At 48.6% G+C, this 19,441-nt stretch carries 14 protein-coding genes and 1 pseudogene; 14 read left to right on the forward strand and 1 reads right to left on the reverse strand.

The annotated features are described in order from the left end of the window. The 11 genes from B3D59_RS09540 to B3D59_RS09590 all read left to right on the forward strand — a co-directional run. On the forward strand, positions 1-1,072 hold a 1,072-nt coding region (locus B3D59_RS09540; protein WP_286819327.1), incomplete at its 5' end, for a hypothetical protein. Position 1,073: 1 nt separating this feature from the next. After that, positions 1,074-1,265 (forward strand): hypothetical protein, encoded by a 192-nt coding sequence (locus tag B3D59_RS09545; RefSeq protein WP_286819328.1) that lies wholly within the window; start codon positions 1,074-1,076, stop codon positions 1,263-1,265. Then, the gene (locus B3D59_RS09550; protein ID WP_286819330.1) at positions 1,243-1,944 is read left to right on the forward strand and encodes a polyketide synthase dehydratase domain-containing protein; all 702 of its coding nucleotides are present in this window, start codon (positions 1,243-1,245) and stop codon (positions 1,942-1,944) included. Before B3D59_RS09545 ends, B3D59_RS09550 begins: the two co-directional genes overlap by 23 nt. Beyond that, complete coding sequence (locus B3D59_RS09555; protein ID WP_286819331.1) at positions 1,944-2,555, forward strand: glycerol-3-phosphate acyltransferase; 612 nt, start codon at positions 1,944-1,946, stop codon at positions 2,553-2,555. Before B3D59_RS09550 ends, B3D59_RS09555 begins: the two co-directional genes overlap by 1 nt. Further along, entirely contained in the window at positions 2,545-3,258 is a 714-nt protein-coding gene (locus B3D59_RS09560; RefSeq protein WP_286819332.1) for a glycosyltransferase, read from the forward strand. Before B3D59_RS09555 ends, B3D59_RS09560 begins: the two co-directional genes overlap by 11 nt. Then, positions 3,252-6,386: an MMPL family protein gene (locus B3D59_RS09565; protein WP_286819333.1), complete on the forward strand. Its 3,135-nt coding sequence runs from the start codon at positions 3,252-3,254 to the stop codon at positions 6,384-6,386. The genes B3D59_RS09560 and B3D59_RS09565 overlap by 7 nt, the downstream gene beginning before the upstream one ends. Next, entirely contained in the window at positions 6,383-7,453 is a 1,071-nt protein-coding gene (locus B3D59_RS09570) for a radical SAM/SPASM domain-containing protein (protein ID WP_286819336.1), read from the forward strand. Before B3D59_RS09565 ends, B3D59_RS09570 begins: the two co-directional genes overlap by 4 nt. A 64-nt stretch (positions 7,454-7,517) precedes the next feature. Next, positions 7,518-10,544, forward strand: a complete 3,027-nt coding sequence (locus tag B3D59_RS09575; RefSeq protein WP_286819337.1) for a response regulator — start codon at positions 7,518-7,520, stop codon at positions 10,542-10,544. A gap of 2 nt (positions 10,545-10,546) precedes the next feature. Further along, on the forward strand, positions 10,547-11,482 hold the full coding sequence (locus B3D59_RS09580; RefSeq protein ID WP_286819338.1) for a diguanylate cyclase: 936 nt from the start codon (positions 10,547-10,549) through the stop codon (positions 11,480-11,482). 28 nt (positions 11,483-11,510) lie between these two features. Then, on the forward strand, positions 11,511-13,034 hold the full coding sequence (locus tag B3D59_RS09585; RefSeq protein WP_286819339.1) for an HD domain-containing phosphohydrolase: 1,524 nt from the start codon (positions 11,511-11,513) through the stop codon (positions 13,032-13,034). Positions 13,035-13,123: 89 nt separating this feature from the next. Further along, positions 13,124-14,362 carry a response regulator gene (locus B3D59_RS09590; RefSeq protein WP_286819340.1) on the forward strand — a complete coding sequence of 413 codons (1,239 nt, stop codon included), beginning with the start codon at positions 13,124-13,126 and terminating at the stop codon, positions 14,360-14,362. A 71-nt stretch (positions 14,363-14,433) separates the two neighbouring features. Here B3D59_RS09590 and B3D59_RS09595 read toward each other — a convergent pair whose 3' ends face one another. After that, on the reverse strand, positions 14,434-16,242 hold the full coding sequence (locus B3D59_RS09595) for a glycosyl hydrolase family 28-related protein (RefSeq protein WP_286819342.1): 1,809 nt from the start codon (positions 16,240-16,242) through the stop codon (positions 14,434-14,436). Positions 16,243-16,591: 349 nt separating this feature from the next. On the opposite strand from B3D59_RS09595, the gene B3D59_RS09600 reads away from it, so the two are divergent. The 3 genes and pseudogenes from B3D59_RS09600 to B3D59_RS09610 all read left to right on the forward strand — a co-directional run. Then, positions 16,592-17,959, forward strand: coding sequence for an MBOAT family O-acyltransferase (locus B3D59_RS09600; RefSeq protein WP_286819343.1), 1,368 nt, complete (start codon positions 16,592-16,594; stop codon positions 17,957-17,959). A 12-nt stretch (positions 17,960-17,971) separates the two neighbouring features. After that, positions 17,972-18,886, forward strand: coding sequence for a hypothetical protein (locus B3D59_RS09605; RefSeq protein ID WP_286819345.1), 915 nt, complete (start codon positions 17,972-17,974; stop codon positions 18,884-18,886). A gap of 89 nt (positions 18,887-18,975) precedes the next feature. Beyond that, positions 18,976-19,441, forward strand: a pseudogene (locus B3D59_RS09610) (hypothetical protein); the annotation flags it as partial.

Raw genomic sequence — 19,441 nt, forward strand, 5'->3', positions numbered from 1 at the left:
GAGGGTTTTATATATAAAACCCTCTATGCAAACACATTGGAAATTCTCAGATATTCTGTCCGATCCGGTGATTCGCAGCCGATGGCAGCGGGTAAAAAAGTACTTTTTCCTAAGGGAATCCACCTATGACATGACCAACCGCTGCAATATCCGGTGTGAAGGCTGTTATTTTTATGAAGGCGACAAACAGTTTGTCACCGGGAATAACGATCCTGACGCATGGCAGGAACTGATGGTTAAAGAAAAGGAACGGGGCATCACCTTTGTTGTGCTGGCAGGGGCTGAGCCAGCCCTGGTTCCCGAACTTTTGCAGACCTGTTACCGGGAAATTCCTTTGGGCGCCATCGCATCCAATGGGTTAAAATTCATACCGGAGGGTGTGGGCTACAGGATTCACATCTCGGTGTGGGGCAATGACCGGACAAGCCAGGCCGTTCGCAGGGCCGATCACATGCTTGAAAAACAGATCAAAAACTACAAAGACGATCCCAGGGCCGTATTTGTCTACACCTTTACCAGCAGCAACATTGATGAGATACGGGATGTGGCCCCCATCCTTGCGGAAAACGGCTGCCGCTTCACCTTTAATATGTTTTCCGCGCCGGTGGGATATGATGGAGACCTGCGGCACAACCGGCAGACACTGGCAAAAACCAGGGAGATCATGCTTGAGATGCTTGAAACCTATCCTGAGCATCTGCTCTTCTCCCACTATAACATCCTTGCCCATACCCATGAGATGGCCCTGCACGATCTTTTTCAATGTTCTTATCCGAGAATGAATCCCCATGAAGATGTGGGCCTGGGTAAAACATTCAGACAATACAGGGCAGATCTGACCTGGGACAGAAGCGCGGCATGCTGTGTGCCGGATACCGATTGTGCGGACTGCCGCCACTACGCGGCCGGCAGTGCCGTTGTCACGGCAAGACTTTTCAGACACGCGATTGATCCTGAAACCTTCAAGGCCTGGCTGGATTATGTGGATACCTATCTGGCCGTATGGGTGATGGGGTATGAAAAAGGGGAAAACCTGAGCCTGAAATTTGTAGACCCGCCAAGCAGAACCTGAGATGGACAGCTCCTTTACCCAGGTTCCGTTAACCATAGCCGTTTATCCCCACTTCATGGACCATTGTTTTGCAGGCAAGGTGGTTTTTCCGGCTGTGGAGGCGTTAAAGGTCCTGGCCGGCTTAATCGGGGAGCGCGATTTTTTTCACTTCCGCCTTTGCCCCGGGGCATATGGCGGATGCACGGTTCAATAAATTTCTTGTGCTTGAACCGGGCCAGGAGACCATTGACGCGCTGTGCAATATCCGCCCCATGGACGATACGCGGATTTCGCTATCCCTGGCCACCCGGTTTTCCACAAAAAACGGTGCAATGACAAGAATCCGGGAGCATTGCACGGCTACCTTCTACGCCAAAACAGAACCTGTCCCAAACCTCTCCCCAGTCCATGTTCATGAATGTGAAGAGCCCGTGTTCAAGGTGGCAACCGATTTCATATACCGTGAACTGGTTCCATTCGGGCCGGCCTTTCACTCCATTAAGGATGAATTGCGGCTTGCCCGGTCCGGCGCGTATGCAACACTGAAAGCGATGCCCGATGATCCGGATGATCCATTTAAAACCATGCTGGGATCAGGATTTCCCCTGGATGGAGCCTTCCATGCCGGCTGTGTCTGGAGCCAGCGGTTTTTCGGCGTTGTGGCCTTTCCGGTGGGGTTTGATAAACGGATCATTTACAAACCCACGGTTGAACATCAGGATTATACTGCCCGGGTCATCCCCCAATATCAAACCCACGGAACCCTGGGGTTTGACATATGGATTACCGACAACCAGGGCGATCTGTGTGAAGCCGTATCCGGGGCAATGATGAGAGATGTCAGCGGCGGGACCATCACCCCTCCGGCATGGATCAGGGAGGGCATCCACTGATGTTCATACTTTTCTGCCTGATTGCCTATGCCGCAGGCTCATTGAACGCTTCCATCCTTATGCTGCAGGTGAAAACAACAAAAGATCCCCGGACCCTGTTCAGCAAAAACGCCGGGACCACCAATGTTTACAGAATCCTGGGGCTGAAATGGGCCGGATTTGTCCTCATAACCGATGTGGGCAAAGCGTTTGTGATGTCGGCGGCGGCATCCCGGTTTCTGTCTGTGCCCGCACTCCTTTGGGTTGGATTTTTTCTGCTTCTGGGGAACCGGTTCCCATGTTTCCACGGATTTAAAGGGGGCAAAGGCGTTGCCCATTTGATCGGCTTTTCCCTGTTTCTTACTCCTGTATTTACAATGCTGTCCCTTGCCGGCTGGTGTGCAGGATATCTTTTTTTCCGGCTGCCTTTTGCCGGTTCCATGGTGCTTGTGGCCATCATCGGCATGGGCCTTACCCGAGCTTGCCGACCCGATTTTATGGCAATTGCCGGGGTGATTGTGTGTATGGGGTTTATCGTACTCAATCACCGCAGCAACCTGCTTGCCCTTGTACCCGGGTATCAACCTATGGAGGTTTCAAAAAAAAAGCGAATGATGCGCCATGACACCTGAAACTGAAACCCCCTGGGCCTTTTTTGACAGGCTGTACTGCATCTCGCTTCGGGATCGTACTGACCGCCGGGAACGGACCAGGCTTGAATTTTCACGCATGGGCATTCTGAAGCGTGTGGAATTTGTCCTGGTGGAGAAAGATCACAATGATCCCTGCCGGGGCATCTTTGCGTCCCACCTTCTATGCATGGAAAAAGCCATTGATGCCGGGGCACAACAATGGGTCGTATTTGAGGATGACGTGGTAATTCACCGGTATACCCCCAAGATTTTAAGCGCAGCCGTTACACAGCTGTCAACCTGCAGCACCTGGACCCTGTTTTTTTTCGGATGTCTGATCAGGGGCAGTTCAAAAACCGGTAATCCAGGGGTAAAAAAGATCAGGTATCAGGCATTGACCCATGCCTATGCCGTCAGCCGCGCCTTTGGCAAAAAGATCGCAAGACAGCCCTGGCGCGGGATACCCTATGACGTGATGCTCAAAAACCTTTGTGACGACTATTTGGGAATAACGCCTTTTTTTGCCTTCCAGAGCAATGCAGAAACAGACAATGATGCCTGCCGCGGCCTGGACAGGTTCCGGCGTTGTTTTGGCGGCCTTGGATTTATCCAGCTGATGAACGAATTTTTTTATGCCCACCGCCTGATGATCATTGTCGGTCATGTAGCGGTTCTCGCAGGTCTTGTGGTGTGCCTATGGTAAATTCAGAAAAAGGCGACAAACAGCTGAACATCGGTCTGTTGATCATCACGATCCTTGCCGCGGCCTTCATGCTCTTTGTCAGTTTCCAAAGGCTTTATGTGGAAACGGATATCACGGCATCGCTTCCGACACACAACCGGGTGATCCATGACGCCCTTGATTTTTTTGACCACCATCCCCTCCAGGACCAGGTCATTATCAGTGCAAGCCTTGGCACCCGTGATCCGGAACGGCTGGTCAAACTTGCCGCCATGGTGGAAGAACAACTTTGGGCCTCCGGACTGTTCAGCCGTGTGGGAATGGATCACTACCAGGAGATCATGCCGGAACTGATCACCCAGGTGGTAAAAACCCTGCCCTTTCAATTCACCCGCACCCAGCTTGAAAACCAGATCCGTCCCCTGCTCTCGCCTGACGCCGTCCGGGAGACGCTCTCCCAAACCCATGACCGCCTCTTAAGCCTTGAGGAAGTGGGCACATCCGAATTCATAGCCCTTGACCCCCTCGGGTTGAAAAACATTGTACTGGCAAGGCTGAAATCCCTGGCACCGGTTGATGAATTCAACTTTTACCAAGGCAAACTTCTGTCCCGGGATTCACGGCATTGCCTGATCATGGCCACCCCCAAAGGCTCGGGCACGGACTCAAAATTTGCCACCCGGACCATGGATCTGATCCATGCCGTCCAGACCCTTGCCCAAACAGCGTTTTCCCGGCCGGATGAGCATGCCGTACTCACCTCCGTAGGGGCATTCAAGGCCGCCTATGACAATGAAAAAATAATCAAACATGATGTCCAAAACGCCATCCTCATTGCCACGGCAGCCATCACCCTTCTGCTGTTTCTGGCCTTTCCCCGGCCATGGATCGGGCTTTTGGCCCTGGTTCCGGCCATGTTCGGCACCATTGCGGGCCTTTTTACCTATTCCCTGTTATATGACAGTATCTCCCTGATCGTTCTGGGCTTTGGCGGAGCCATCATCTCCATCACCATAGACCACGGCATTACCTACCTGCTGTTTCTGGACCAGCCCCAAAAAACATTTGGCAAACAGGCCTCCACGGAAGTGCGGGCCGTGGGTCTGATCGCCACCCTGACCACGGTATGCGCCTTTCTCTCCCTGGGGATGAGCGATTTTAAAATTCTTGAAGAGCTCGGGAAGTTTACCGCCCTTGGCATGGGATTCTCCTTTGTCTTTATTCATTCCCTGTTCCCAAGGATCGTGCCCATGCTTCGGCCGGCAAAATCCCGGAGGCTTCCCCTGAAAGGGCTGGTCAATACCCTGATTCTTCCCGGCAACTGCGGCGCCTGGTTTGCCCTGGCGCTGACACTGGTCCTGGTGTGGTTTGCCTGGCCGGTCTTTCATGTGGATCTGTCCGCCATGAGTACGGTGAGCCGGGAAACCAGGGATGCGGATACAGCATTCTATGAGACCTGGGGCAAAGGATTTACAGGCAAGTCCCATCTCATGCTGACTGCCGATTCTGTCAAAAAGCTTCAGGATTTAAGCGACCGGCTGTCAGACAGGGTCTCTGCCGTTCAGACCCAAGGTGTTCCGGCCTCGGGCACAATACTTTCAATGATCTTCCCGGGGGAGGCAAAAAAACAGGAGAACTATCAGGCCTGGGTACAGTTCTGGGGTGATCAACGGGTCACGGCCCTCAAACAGACCTTGGCCCGGGAGGCAGACCGGCTCGGTTTTACCCGGGATGCCTTTGACCCGTTTTTAAGCCTGCTTGCCCCGGCCAACCTTCCGGACGGACCCGTGGCAATTCCCCAGGCCCTTTATTCCATGATGGGCATCTCTCAACCCAGAGAGAACGGCGGTCACTGGATCTGGAGCACAAGCCTTATGCGCAACCCGGATGTGGATGAAAAAAGTTTCTATGACGCCTTCAGCAGCATTGCCACCGTGTTTGAGCCCCAGCTTTTTTCCGACACATTAGGTGCCATTTTGTACGCCACCTTTACCAAAATGTTCTTCATCATTGCAGGGGCGGTCCTGATCCTGCTTTTTATCTTTTTTCTGGACATCAGACTCACCATCATCACCATGCTGCCGGTCTTTTTTGCCTTTATCTGCACCCTCGGCACCATGAAACTGTTAGGACACAACCTTGATATTCCCGCGCTGATGCTCTCCATTATCGTATTCGGCATCGGCATTGACTTTTCCCTGTTTTTTGTGCGCGCCTACCAGCGATACCGTGACGAATCCCATCCATCGGTCGAACTGATACGCCTGGCCGTATTCATGGCAGGCGTTTCCACCATGATCGGATTCGGAGTGATGTGTATGGCAACCCATTCGCTTTTGCAAAGTGCCGGCCTTGCCTCCCTTCTGGGCATCGGCTTTTGCCTTGGGGGCGCTTTTTTGATTATGCCGCCCCTGCTGCGCCGCTATTTTATTTTACAAACCGCAGAATCGCCCCGGGGCAAAGGTTCATTGCCGGAACCCCAGGAGGATCAGAACCAGGAAACGGGCACACCGGTTCCATCCCGGATTCTTGCCAGGTACCGCACGGCCGAGGCATATCCCAGAATGTTCGCCCGTTTTAAACTGCAACTGGACCCCATGTTCAGGGAGCTGCCCGGGATTTTGGCAGGCAGGGACAAGGTTTCCCGGATCATGGACATCGGCACAGGGCTCGGGGTGCCGGCCTGCTTTCTTCTTGAACGATTTCCCCATGCCCGTATATTCGGCCTGGAGCCGGATCCCGAAAGCCAACGCATCAGTGCCATGGCTATATCAGACCGGGGAAGTGTTGCGCTGGGCAGTGCGCCGGATCTTCCCGCTGTTTCAGAACCGGTCCACATGGCCCTGATGCTGGACATGTCCCATTTTTTAACACCAGATGAATTCAGGTTGACCCTAAAAAGAATCAGGGCAACCATGGCTCCCGACGGTGTCCTGATTATCAGGGCCATCATCCCACCGGCCGGAAAGCCAACACGGGTCTGGATCATTGAAGCGCTGAAACTGAAATTAAAAGGGGTGGTTCCCCATTACCTGTCTGTGCAAGCCATCACAGATCTTATCAACGAAACGGATTTCAGGATGGAACATACCCAAATATCCGGTAACAATCCGGAAACCGTCTGGTTTGTCGCAAAGGTGTCCCCATGAATATCTGTACCAGTCACAATATTGGTTGTGCCGGAAACTTTGAATTTTCCAAACAAAAAATTGATCGCGCAGTATCCGGCAATCGGCTTCTCTCCATGGAGATTGAGTTAAGCCTGCGGTGCAATTTTCGCTGCAGCTACTGCTATGTGCCCCATGACGCATATTTTGATAATGAACTCAGTCTGGACGAAATATTTGAGGTCGTTATCCAGGCCAAAGCACTTGGGGCCGGGAAAATTATTCTGCTGGGCGGAGAGCCCAGCATCTACCCCCATATCCGGGAGGTCATTGAATTTTTAAAAAGCCATCATCTTGAAACAGAGATCTTTACCAACGGTACCGGCATTACCCCTGATTTTTCGCGGGAACTTCGCGCAGCCGGGGTAAGGGTTGTCCTGAAAATGAACTCCTTTGATGAGGCCAGACAGGATGCCCTTGCAGGTAAAAAAGGGGCGTTTCATATTATCCACAATGCCCTTGGCAACCTTAAAGCGGCAGGCTATCCCGCCAAAGATGCGTTCCTGGCCTTGAGCACCATTATCTGCCGCCAGAACCGGGATGAACTGATTAACTTGTGGACCTGGATCAGGGACAACAACATGGCGCCCTATTTTGAAATCATTACCCCCCAGGGCCAGGCAAAAAACAATACCTCCCTTGAACTTTCACCCCTGGAACTCAAAGTGGTGTTCGAGGAAATATGTGCCGTTGACCGGGAATGCTACGGCATTGAATGGGATCCCCAGCCGCCGCTCATGGGTAACCAGTGCATGCGGCACCAGTTTTCCTGCACCGTCACCTCCATCGGCAATGTCCAACCCTGTGTGGGGATTACAAAATCCATAGGCAACATACGGGAAACCCGCCTTAAGGATATTCTGGACCATTCCCGCGAACTTCGCCTGCTGAAAAATCACCGGCAAACCATCAAAGGATACTGCCGCACCTGTGAAAAAAATGACATCTGTTACGGGTGCCGGGGCGCAGCCTTCCAGGTCACAGGAGATCTTCTGGCGTCGGACCCCCTGTGCTGGCGAAACCCGGATAACCTTAAACCCCAAAATTAGCTTTCATACTTTGGTTGAGAAAAAGCAACTCCATAACTTAAATCAGGCTGTTGAGGATGTAAATATGGCTAAGGAAGAACAGCAATCAAATTTTGTAATCAGACCATCGCAATACGACAACAGAATTGACCTTGAATTAAATAAGACGCCAATTGTTTGGGATCTGAAAAATGGTAATTTGTCCTTTTTCGGTATGGATTCGGCTCTTTTCTGGACAGATCCTTCTCTGGTACGAATGTTATCGCCGCTGGCTAAAGAAATTGGACCTGATTTATTTCGGTTGCTTATAGCTTATTCATCAAGTCTTGGCACCGGTGAAGATTATCACGCAATGATCTCAACTCTGGGCAACACTTTTGAAACTGGTTTTCTGGCATGGGGACAAGCAGTTTCAACTGCGGGGTGGGGTATTTTTGAAATGCCCGAGTTTAATAATGAAGACAAAAAAGCAACAGTGATCGTACATAATTCATGGGAAATAAGCATGCAAAGGAATCTTCCTGCTGAAGAACGCTGGGGATGCCCTTTTTTGCAGGGAAAGATTATTGGAATATTCAGTCATGCCTTTAACACCCGATGCTGGGCAGATGTTATTTGCTATTATGACCAGGATAAACCATATGCAGAGTTAAAAATTTCCCCTTCGAAAAAAACCATTGAAGATGAAATTAAAAAAATTCGCTACCTGCAAATGGCAAAAAAAGAACAAGCCTTGGCAAAAAAAATTGAAGATAAAACAGCGGAACTTCGACAAGCCCAAAAACAAATTGAGGAATATTCAAAGACATTAGAACAGAAGGTGGCTCAACGGACATCGGAATTGCTCAATACCAACGAGGCGTTGAAGTCCGCCAAAGAAGAAGCAGAACAAGCCACCCATGCCAAAAGTGAATTCCTGGCCAATATGTCCCATGAAATACGGACACCCATGAACGCCATCACCGGCATGACGCAGTTGGCCCTCAATACAGACCTCAATCCTGTGCAGCGCAACTATCTCAATAAAATTCTGGCTTCGACCCAGAATCTTTTGAGGATTATCAATGATATCCTTGACTACTCCAAGATAGAGGCTGGTAAGCTGGAGATAGAAAATATCGATTTTCGCCTGGACAACGTGCTGGACGGCGTTGCCAACCTTGTCATGCAGGCGGCCGAAGAGAAGGCGCTGGAGGTTGTTTTTTCAACCGCCCCGGATGTGCCCCAGAATCTAATCGGCGACCCCCTTCGTCTTGGACAGGTGATCACCAACCTGACCAACAATGCCGTTAAATTTACGGATCAGGGCGAGATCGCCATACTGGTCGCTGTTGATCGTCAAGTGGACGGTCGAGCAGAGCTTCATTTTACCGTTCGCGATACCGGTATCGGCATGACCCGGGATGAAATCGGGTTATTGTTCCAGGCCTTCACCCAGGCGGATGGTTCGATCAGCAGAAAATATGGCGGAACCGGCCTGGGCCTGACCATCTGCAAGCGTATTGTGGAAATGATGGGAGGAAACATCTGGGTGGAGAGCGAAAAAGGGAAAGGCAGCGCCTTTCATTTTACGATCTGCTGTGAACTGAGCAAGAAGAACACGTTGTCATCATCGACCCTGAAGCTTCTCAAAACGCTCCATGGAATGCGTGTGCTGGTTGTTGACGACAACCCGACGGCCCGCCAGTTTTTGTTTTGCGTTCTGGACTCATCATCCTTTAATGTGGAGACGGCATCCGGCGGCAAAGAGGCGTTGAAAAAAATAATTGCCTCTTCAGAGGAGAAGCGTCCCTATGACCTGGTCATTATTGATTGGAATATGCCGGGGCTGGATGGCATTGAAACGACCAAACTGATAAAAGCGCATAGAGACTTGAGACATATTCCCTTCGTACTGATGGTGACGGCCTATCGACGTGAGGATGTGTCCCGGGCGGCTGATGATGTCGGTATGGATGGCTTTCTGATTAAACCCGTCAGTCAATCCCAGCTATTTGATACCATTATCGGAATATTCAACGATTCAGCTACGGGTGCCATTTCAAAAAAAGGACGCCGGATTGAAACTTCACGCCTGGCACCGATACGTGGTGCGCGAATTCTGTTAGTGGAGGACAATGCCATTAACCGGGAAGTGGCCGTGGAACTCCTCAAACAGGCCGGTATGAACGTAACAGTGGCAGATAACGGCGAACAAGGCGTTAACGCTGTAAAATCGCAAACGTTCGATCTTGTTCTTATGGATATCCAGATGCCTGTAGTGGACGGCATTACGGCAACCCGAATGATCCGGGAGGATGAGCGCTTCAAAGACCTGCCTATTTTGGCTATGACCGCCCACGCCATGGCCGGAGACCGCGAGAAAAGCATAGAAGCGGGTATGAACGACCACTTGACAAAACCAATACAGCCTGAAAAGCTTTTTGCAGCGCTGCTGCGCTGGATCAAGCCTGGCGACCGCGGTGGAAGGTCATTGACGGATACTGACGCGCCAGCAGAAGCGTTAATCCAGATTCCGGCAATACCCGGTGTGGATGTTAATCAGGGGCTTTATCATGTCGGCGGAAATACCCGAGTCTATATAAAGCTGTTAAAAAGTTTCCATTCAAATTATAAAGAGGCACTACCTCAGATCAAGACCTGCCTGGAAAACGGGAAGACTGAGGAACTGACCAGGATAGCCCATTCGATAAAGGGGGTTTCCGGGAATATTGGTGCGTTAGATTTATTTAAAGCGACAAAAAAGTTTGAAATGGACTTGCGTAAAAATGGCATATCCATATCTTCAAACCTATTTTCCGAATTTGGGAGGGCATTGGCTGTTGTGCTGAAGGCAATTGAATCCTTTATTAAAGATCTGCCCCAGCCCGAAGCTATAAGAAACTCCATGGACCGGGAAAAGCTGATGGAGAGCCTGACAAAATTGAGCGCACTCATCCAGGAGGGCACTTTCGAAGCAGAGGATTATCTGGATGATATAAATGATTCGTTGATACAGGCCGGTGGAGGTGTTACAGTGTCTAAAATTAGAACCCATCTTGAAAATTTTGAATTCGATAAGGCGTTGAGCACCCTGAAGAAGTTGACGGGCATTGTTTCAGGAAATTTATAAGGATGGCATCCGATAAAAAGAAGCAGACCATATTGATTGTCGATGACGAACGCGCCAACCTTATCGTACTCAATGATCTACTTAAGGCAGAGTATCATGTTCTGCCCGCCAAAAGCGGCACCCAGGCCCTTGAGCGGATTAAAACCGAATCTCCGGACCTGATTCTGCTTGATGTCAATATGCCCGAAATGGACGGTTATGAGGTTTGCCGTCGACTCAAGTCGCAGGAATGGACAAGAAACATTCCCATTGTCTTCGTCACGACCCTGGACTCTCTGGAAAATGAAGAAAAGGGCTTGTTGCTCGGTGCCCTGGACTATATCAGCAAACCCTTTCATCCACCGATTGTCAAAGCCCGTGTGAAAAATATTCTTACTTTTGTCCTGCATAAAAAACTTCTGGAAGAGATGGCCAATCTGGATGGCTTGACGAAAATCCCCAACAGGCGGAGCTTTGAAGAGACCTTGAATGTGGAATGGAACAGATGCATGCGAACCTGTGATCCGTTTTCCCTGGCCATGTTGGATGTCGATTTCTTTAAGTTGTTTAATGACACTTATGGGCATAGCGCAGGAGATGACGCTTTAAGAGCAGTGGGGGCCATACTCTTTGAAAACGCGAAAAGGTCCTGTGACACAGTCGCCCGCTATGGGGGCGAGGAATTTGTTTTGCTTTTACCGGGAACGGAAGCCGAAGGTGCGTTGACATTAACGGACAAGATCCGGTTGAGCATCAAAAAGTTACGCATACCGCATTCGCATTCCAGTGTGTGTAAATATATGACGGTGAGCGCGGGCGGCGCAACCCAAATGCCTAAAGCAGGACGCTGCCCGATCGATTTACTCAAATGTGCCGATAACATGCTGTATAAAGCAAAAAAACAGGGCCGGAACATAGTCGTTTGGCACTCGTCTACCGACGAAGCTGCCAAAGAGTGATGTTCACGATTTAAAGGTAACTTTAGCTATGATGGATGAACTTATACTAAAGGAAGAAGAGACTATCCCGAAAAATGACGGCAGGAATCTACCCTGGGAGATTCTGGTTGTGGATGATGAGGAAGGCGTTCATCAGGTAACAACACTGGCGCTCAAAAATTTCACTTTTGATAACAGGGGATTAAAATTATTCCATGCCTATTCCGCCGCAGAAGCCCTCGAATGTCTCGTTAAGCATCCCAATATAGCCATTGTTTTACTCGATGTGGTAATGGAGTCTGAACATGCAGGATTAGCGCTGGTTAAAAAAATCCGGGAAGATCTCAATAATACAAACACCCGGATTGTTTTAAGAACCGGTCAGCCGGGGCAGGCCCCCGAACGAGAGATCATTCAGAACTATGATATCAACGACTACAAGACCAAAACCGAGCTTACCGCAAACAAGTTGTTTACCCTGATGTATGCAACGTTAAGATCCTACCGTGATATCATTACCCTGGAAAAAAATCGAAAGGGACTGGAAAAACTTATTGTTGCCTCAAGGGGAATTTCATCAAGGGGGGCGCTGGCCGAATTTATAGGCGTTACGGTTGAGCAGTTGGCAGATCTTCTTAATATTGACGAAACCACTATTTTTTCCTGCAAGGTCACAGGATATATCCTTTTAGAGCATTGTCTGGAGGTGTATTCTCCGGAAAATCCTCTTGGCTTAAGCTGCATTAATATTTCTGATTTAGCAGACGGAAAACGGGATATAATTCTATCTGCAATCACAGAGCAAAAGAATGTTTTTGAGAAAGACAGATTTGTTATGTACTGCTCAAACAGCAGTCAGATTGTTCTGTTTTTTGCTCAGATGAATCAGACCTTGTCTGATCTTGATATTCATTTGCTTAACATATTTACTGAAAACCTCATTGTAACGCTGGAGAATATTCAGCTCAATGAGACAATAATTGAGAGTCAGAAGGAGATGGTTTACCGGTTGGGTGAGGTTGTCGAATCCCGTTCAAAGGAGACCGGAAACCATGTGAAGCGCATGGCACATTATTCAGAACTGCTTGCCTTGCTGGTTGGGCTGGATAAAACAGAAGCGGAAATGATCAAAACAGCTTCGCCGATGCACGATATTGGTAAGATTGCTATTCCCGATGCAATCTTGACCAAACCGGGAAAACTGACCCCCGAGGAATGGGATATTGTGAAGACCCATCCGAAACGGGGATTCGAAATACTCGAACAATCTTCTCTGGTTGTGATGAGTATCAGTGCCATAATTGCCTTGACGCATCATGAAAAATGGAATGGCAGGGGTTATCCGAAAGGCCTGAAAGGCACGGATATCCATATTTATGGTCGAATAACGGCCATCGCCGATGTCTTTGATGCCTTGGGAAGTGAGCGTTGTTATAAGGAGGCATGGCCCCTTGATAAAATTATTGCGCTTTTCAAAAGTGAGACGAGTAAACATTTTGATCCATTGTTAACGGATCTGTTTCTTGATAATCTGGATAATTTTTTGGAGATAAGAGATAAGTTTGCTGATTGAAAAGTTGAATAGACCAGTGACATTAACCTGTAGACCCACCCTCCCCGCAACCTTGCATAAAAATTTTTTTTCATATTTATGAGGCTAAGATGCAAGAGACCCTAACGAACAAGCCGCCGCTTATACTCACAATTGATGATGAGAAAGTCATCCGCAATAGTTTCAAGGATATTCTTGAAGATAACGGATATGAGGTTATCCAGGCAGAAAATGGCCATATCGGTCTGAAAAAAATCCGGGAACATAAACCTGATCTCATTCTGTGTGACCTGCAAATGCCCGAAATGAATGGACTTGAAGTGGTCCGTGCAGTGAAGGAAGAATTTGGAAAAATCCCCGTACTCATTGTTTCAGGCGCAGGGGTTTTAAATGATGCCATTGAAGCCGTTCGGGCAGGTGCCTGGGATTATCTGGTGAAACCATTATTCAATATGGATATTCTGCTGCAGGCGGTTGAAAAAGCGCTGGATCGCGCCAAGCTCATTGCTGAGAATGAGGCATACCAGAAAAATCTGGAAAAACAGACCGTCAAGCTTCAGCAAGAGATAGAAGAAAGAAAACGGACTGAGAAACAACTTGTACAGGCAGAAAAAATGGCCGCCCTTGGAGATCTGGTGGCAGGCGTTGCCCATGAGATTAACACCCCCCTTGGGATTGGGGTAACCGGCATCTCATATCTTAACGATGCAACCAGAGCCTTTAAAAAACGATTCACGGCCGGTGAAGCAACCAAAACTGATCTTATAAAATTTATGGAAGATTGTGAAGAGGCCTGCCAGATAACCCTTTCCAATCTCAAGCGTGCGGCGCAACTGGTGGCGGGGTTTAAACAGATTGCCGTTGACCAGTCCAGTGATGAAAAACGAATTTTTAACATAAAACAGTATATTGATGAGATTTTATTCAGTCTCTACCCACGCATAAAAAAGACCAGGCATACGGTTCATGTGGATGGGCCAGAAGATTTGGAGATGAACAGTTATCCGGGGGCGTTCTCTCAGGTATTGACCAACCTTATCATGAATTCTCTTCTCCATGGATTTGAAGATATTGAAGCCGGTCAGATTACCATTACAGTTAAGAAGGAGGATCATTCAATCATTCTGCGCTATGAAGATAACGGCAAAGGTATGACGGAAGCGCAGCAGAAAAAAATCTTTGATCCCTTTTTTACCACCAAACGCGGTTGCGGCGGTACCGGACTCGGGATGCACCTGGTATTCAACCTTGTCAGTAAAAAGCTGAATGGAGAAATCAGTTGTACAAGTACAGTGGATAAGGGCACATTCTTTACCATAACTGTTCCTATGGGTGATGTCGAAGATTAGGCAGAAAATATGGCATTTCCTGGCTGATATATACTTCAGGCTGTTAAATAGAGCTGAGTAGGTTTATTCTTCTACTGTGCTTCTTTTTTTTGCCGCTCGTACAGGGAAGGAACAGCCATACCCGGACGGTTCAATCCTTCCACGGTCATCCATCGGGTGTGACGGTCTTCAGTTGATCCGGCCAGGGTGATGGGGCGGTTGCCCCGCCTGTGGATACCAATGAAAAATGCCTGGGGATAGTGTTCATACATGGTTTCAGGCTTTTTTGATGAGGTATTTACAAAATCATAGGTTTGCACGAACGAATCCTTTGCATAGTCTCCGTAGCCGGTGATCTTTGCCGGGGCCTCGATATTCCAGAAAACGTTTCTTACACCGGCATGGGGCATCACGCTCAAATCTCCACCCGGACAGACATAGAACCCCTTCATTTTCTCAAATAGATTTTCAAAAGGAAAAATGCCGTGAAAATCCATGGCCGTGTCCGTGCCTGAATATAAATTTCTGCCTTCATAATGTGCCGTGCATTCTGTGATAACGTTTCCTGATGCCGTCATTGTCAGCGTCACCGGATGAACCAACCGGGCATGGAACTGAACGTTTTTGACCAGGTTGTCGTTTCCCCAGCCGATGGTGACACCGGCATGTCCTTCCTGTCCTGTAAATGTCAGCTCCTTGAGGGTCCACTGGGCAGATTGGCTGAGGATAATTCCCTGGGTCATGTCGGCAAAGGTCACATCTTGTACCCATCCGTTCACTGCGCTGCTGATCCAGATGCCACCCCAGAGATAATCCTGCTCCTTGGCGGTACGGATAATTTTTCCATCCGTATCCTTGAACGGTTTGTGGTGACGGTACCCGCCGGGCCACGCGCTTTGGATGCGCAGGTGTTCGATGCCGATCTCGTGAATTCCGTTAAAAGAGAAAATTTTAGGGGTATAGCGTAAGGGCTGATCAAACCTTGCCGGACGGGTCAGACGGATGGTATGGGCATCGATAATCTTTTCAATGCCGGCAATCCAGGAAAGTTTCTGGACCGAAGCCCCAAACGTATCGTTCTGGACAGAACTGAGCGCAAAAGGTGTGGTCAGTTGCACAGGGATATCCGCTTTATGTGGTTCCGGATGTGCGGGGTCGATGAGGGGATCGCTGCATACGACAGTCACCACCTGTCCTTCAAAAAATTTTCCGGTATCGGTCACCCGAATATCTGTTTGTCCCCGGACCACGTCTTGTGTAAACGCGGCCAGTTCGTTACCCTCCTCAGCGCCGAGGACGGCTAATGCTGTATGATGCCGGGCTTCTATCTCGGCTGAAACGGTTCCCAGACGACGGACCCGCCCATCTTCTCCCGGCGCACCCATGAAAAGGACGGTTCCGTTTTTACCCGATCCATGGCCCCGCAAAACGATACGGTCAGAACGGATTTGAAGATAGGGAGACGTTTTTGTCTGATGAATGTCGTATCGGCCTTTGGGCAGAAATACAACACCGCCCCCGGCTGCTGCCGCAGCATCAATGGCCGCCTGGATCGCCAACGTGTCTTCCTTGCCGTCATCGGGAACAGCGCCGAACCGCACATGGGTGACATTGAAGAGCGGTTTTTTTATTTCGGGTATTGTTTTTTCCCCCATACCATACCCAGCTCTTGAAAAATCGGGCAGGCGGATACCTGTGGGACCGTTCCTGACAAAATCCTTCCATACGGAAGGGGTCCACGTTTTTGCTGTTTTATCTACACAAGCCGGCCCTTCTTTTTCTCCGGATATTCGTTTTTCCACCCCGGCCTGATAGCATCCGACCGATAAAAAATAAGGCAGAATAAAAATGATCATGACTTTTGAAATCAGGGCATGATTTAAATTTTTCAGGATTTGCATCAAGAGGCTCGCCTTTTCAGGTAGATATCTGTTATACGGGTCATCCGTGTTGACGTGTCATCATATGAACCAAAGCAGATTATATCGGTATATTGATGTGGTTGTCAATTTTACAATTGACGCAGACGATGTGACTCTTTATAGTCCACCAGTGTACGTAAAAAGAAACAAAATGGTTTCAGGGTTGTTAAAGAACAAAGGAAACAGACGGCCCGGCAATTATTTATTGACCATTTGACATGAACACCCCTTAGGGACAACCGTGTTATTCAATTCCTTTCAATTCGCCATTTTTTTCCCTGTTTTAATCGGACTTTACTATTTCACCCCTCATCGGTACAGATGGGTTTTGCTTTTATCATCAAGCTATTTTTTTTATTCCTTTGCAAAAATTGAATATCTTTTTATTCTCATGGGATCAACCCTGGTCAATTATACCCTAGGGCGCCTGATGTCAACCGCCCAGAAAAACAAAAGAAAACCTTATATGTGGGCAGGTGTTTTCTTAAATATCGGAACGCTTTTTTTGTTCAAATATTTCAACTTTTTCAACAAATCAGCCGCCGGTGTGCTTGGAACACTGAATATCCACCAGGATATTCCCATGTTTGAATTGCTCCTTCCCGTGGGCATCTCCTTTTATACATTCCAGGGCCTGGGCTATATTCTGGATGTTTATAACGACAAGGTGCCGGCGGAACGCAAACTACATATTTTTGCCTTGTTCACGGCGTTCTTTCCCCCGTTGCTTTCGGGTCCAATCAACCGGGCCAGTGACCTGATGCCCCAATTCAAACAGCCCCGAGCCTTTGATTATCAGAACGTCACCCAGGGGTTACGGCTCATACTCTGGGGACTTGTCAAGAAAATGGTCATTGCCGACCATCTTGCCGTGTATGTTAACCATGTTTACAACCATGTGGGGGATTATCAGGGCATTGCGCTCATTATCGCCACCCTGTTTTATACCGTCCAGATCTACTGTGATTTCTCAGGATATACGGATATGGCCCGGGGCAGCGCTCAAGTCTTAGGATATGACCTGATGGAGAACTTCAGGCATCCTTATTTTTCAAGGTCTCTTCACGAATTTTGGCAACGCTGGCATATCTCCCTGTCCACCTGGTTTCGGGATTATGTATATGTTCCGTTAGGGGGAAACAGAGTGACAATATGGCGGTGGCGATACAATATTTTTATTACCTTTCTGATAAGCGGTTTGTGGCATGGGGCGAACTGGACATTTGTCGTCTGGGGCGCTTTGCATGGCTTTATACTGATTTTGGAGAACGCAACACGCCATTTCCAGAGGCGACTGGCAGACAGGTTGTTTACGGGCAAGGCCTCCAGGCTGAATCAAGGGATACAGGTGGCCATCACGATGTCTATGATCTCTTTTGCCTGGATTTTTTTCCGGGCCAATTCGGTGTCGGACGCATTTACCATTATCCGTAAAATGTTTTTGATCGGTATTGACGGATTTGGTTTAAAACAGGCCGGGATCACTGTAGTGGGCATCCCGCAATTTATTTTTCTGCTTTTGATGGTTGTGTTGCTTTTTGGAGCAGAAATGTGGGAACGTCGGGGATGGGTCCAGGAACTGGTGGGAAATCTTCCACTCACGGTCCGCTGGGCCATCTATACGGTTGCATTCTGGTCTGTATTGATTTCGGGAGTGTTTGGCGTAAAACAGGAATTCATTTATTTTCAGTTCTGATAAAAGCAAAAAATGAACGGAACACTTTTTATTATAAAATTAGTGATATTCGGAGTGCTGAATCTTTTTATTCTCACACTCCTTCTCTATGGCTTTTCAGGGCGGCACCGGGATATCCATCTGTCATATGCCGAAAGCGAGTCAAACCTGCTGGTCATTGGAGAAAACGAACACTATCCGGTCGTCTTTCTGGGAACCTCAAGGGGCCGCGTGCTTTCCCGGGATGGAAACCATGAAATGGTGGAGAGAATCCTGGGCAGGAAGGTTGCCAACCTCTCCAAAGGGGGCGGCGGCGGTCTGATGCCCATGGATGTTCATCTCTCTTTTTTCCTGAATCAGGGAAATACGGCAAACCATGTTATTTACCTGGTGGACCCGTTTATTTTCTATTCTTCCATCAACAATGAACACAACGATTTCTTTCTCAGGGATGAGCCCTTTGAGCTGTTCATTTTCCTAAAGCTCATCAAGGAGCGTTATCCCCTGGACCGGCTCTCTTCCTACCTGCAGATGATTAAGGTCACGGACTGGCAAAAGATATCCCGCTATGCAGCCCCGGGACTCACGGAGGGTACGCTTAAGAAAATCGATGAAGAAAAGATGGAGAAGGCAAGAAAACATTATCTAAAAAAGTATGATCAGAACAACTTTGTCGCTTACGGCCATGTGGTTGATGACATTAATCGGCTGGTGAAAACCCATGGCGCCACCATCACCTATGTCATGCTCCCACTGTTCATGCCCGATTTTCCCGGCCTGCCTGAGGTAGATGCCTTCTTGAGGAAAACGGCTGATCGTGAAGCTGGGGTCTTTTACATCAACTGTTCATCGTCCATGCAGGATAAAAAATTTTATTACGACCATATGCACTTTAATAAAACAGGCATTGAGTACTTTCTAAAAACATATATCCGTCCCATATTATAAAAGACATATAGAATATCTATATACACATTCAAATCTGGATCAATATTATCTTTTTGACATAATTTTTTTCCGTTTTTATAGTTATCGGAATGGAAATAACGCATTATCCGAAAATAGAGGTCCAGACCATCCTTGAAAAGGGAACCGCCGTTCAGAACGAAGACTTTCTGGTGATCCAGGACAATATCCTCGGGGTCTTTGACGGGGCAACCAGCCTGAACAGCCGGAAATTCGGCCGGGACCGGACCGGGGGCACCATTGCCTCCCGCACGGCCGGCGCAGTATTTAAAAAAAACCCTTTCCCCCTGAACCAGCTGGCCTGCCAGGCCAATGATGCGATTATGGCCCAGATGATTTCTAACGGGGTGGACACCTCAAGAACGGAAAATCTCTGGAGCACCAGTGCGGCGGTTGTACGCATCAAGGCACAGTCCCTGGAATGGGTCCAGGCCGGGGATGCCGTAATCATTCTTATCTACGAGAACGGCAGCCACAGGGTTCTGGTGAACCGGGAAGACCATGACCATGAAACCCTGACTCTGTGGAAGGAACTGG

This window comes from Desulfobacter sp. UBA2225 (assembly GCF_002348205.1).
Taxonomy (GTDB): Bacteria; Desulfobacterota; Desulfobacteria; order Desulfobacterales; family Desulfobacteraceae; genus Desulfobacter; species Desulfobacter postgatei.

Coding starts and splice junctions, on each gene's coding strand:
- B3D59_RS09545 (WP_286819328.1), top strand. CDS start 1,074: ATGGACAGCTCCTTTACCCAGGTTCCGTTAACCATAGCCGTTTATCCC.
- B3D59_RS09550 (WP_286819330.1), top strand. CDS start 1,243: ATGGCGGATGCACGGTTCAATAAATTTCTTGTGCTTGAACCGGGCCAG.
- B3D59_RS09555 (WP_286819331.1), top strand. CDS start 1,944: ATGTTCATACTTTTCTGCCTGATTGCCTATGCCGCAGGCTCATTGAAC.
- B3D59_RS09560 (WP_286819332.1), top strand. CDS start 2,545: ATGACACCTGAAACTGAAACCCCCTGGGCCTTTTTTGACAGGCTGTAC.
- B3D59_RS09565 (WP_286819333.1), top strand. CDS start 3,252: ATGGTAAATTCAGAAAAAGGCGACAAACAGCTGAACATCGGTCTGTTG.
- B3D59_RS09570 (WP_286819336.1), top strand. CDS start 6,383: ATGAATATCTGTACCAGTCACAATATTGGTTGTGCCGGAAACTTTGAA.
- B3D59_RS09575 (WP_286819337.1), top strand. CDS start 7,518: ATGGCTAAGGAAGAACAGCAATCAAATTTTGTAATCAGACCATCGCAA.
- B3D59_RS09580 (WP_286819338.1), top strand. CDS start 10,547: ATGGCATCCGATAAAAAGAAGCAGACCATATTGATTGTCGATGACGAA.
- B3D59_RS09585 (WP_286819339.1), top strand. CDS start 11,511: ATGATGGATGAACTTATACTAAAGGAAGAAGAGACTATCCCGAAAAAT.
- B3D59_RS09590 (WP_286819340.1), top strand. CDS start 13,124: ATGCAAGAGACCCTAACGAACAAGCCGCCGCTTATACTCACAATTGAT.
- B3D59_RS09595 (WP_286819342.1), bottom strand. CDS start 16,242: ATGCAAATCCTGAAAAATTTAAATCATGCCCTGATTTCAAAAGTCATG.
- B3D59_RS09605 (WP_286819345.1), top strand. CDS start 17,972: ATGAACGGAACACTTTTTATTATAAAATTAGTGATATTCGGAGTGCTG.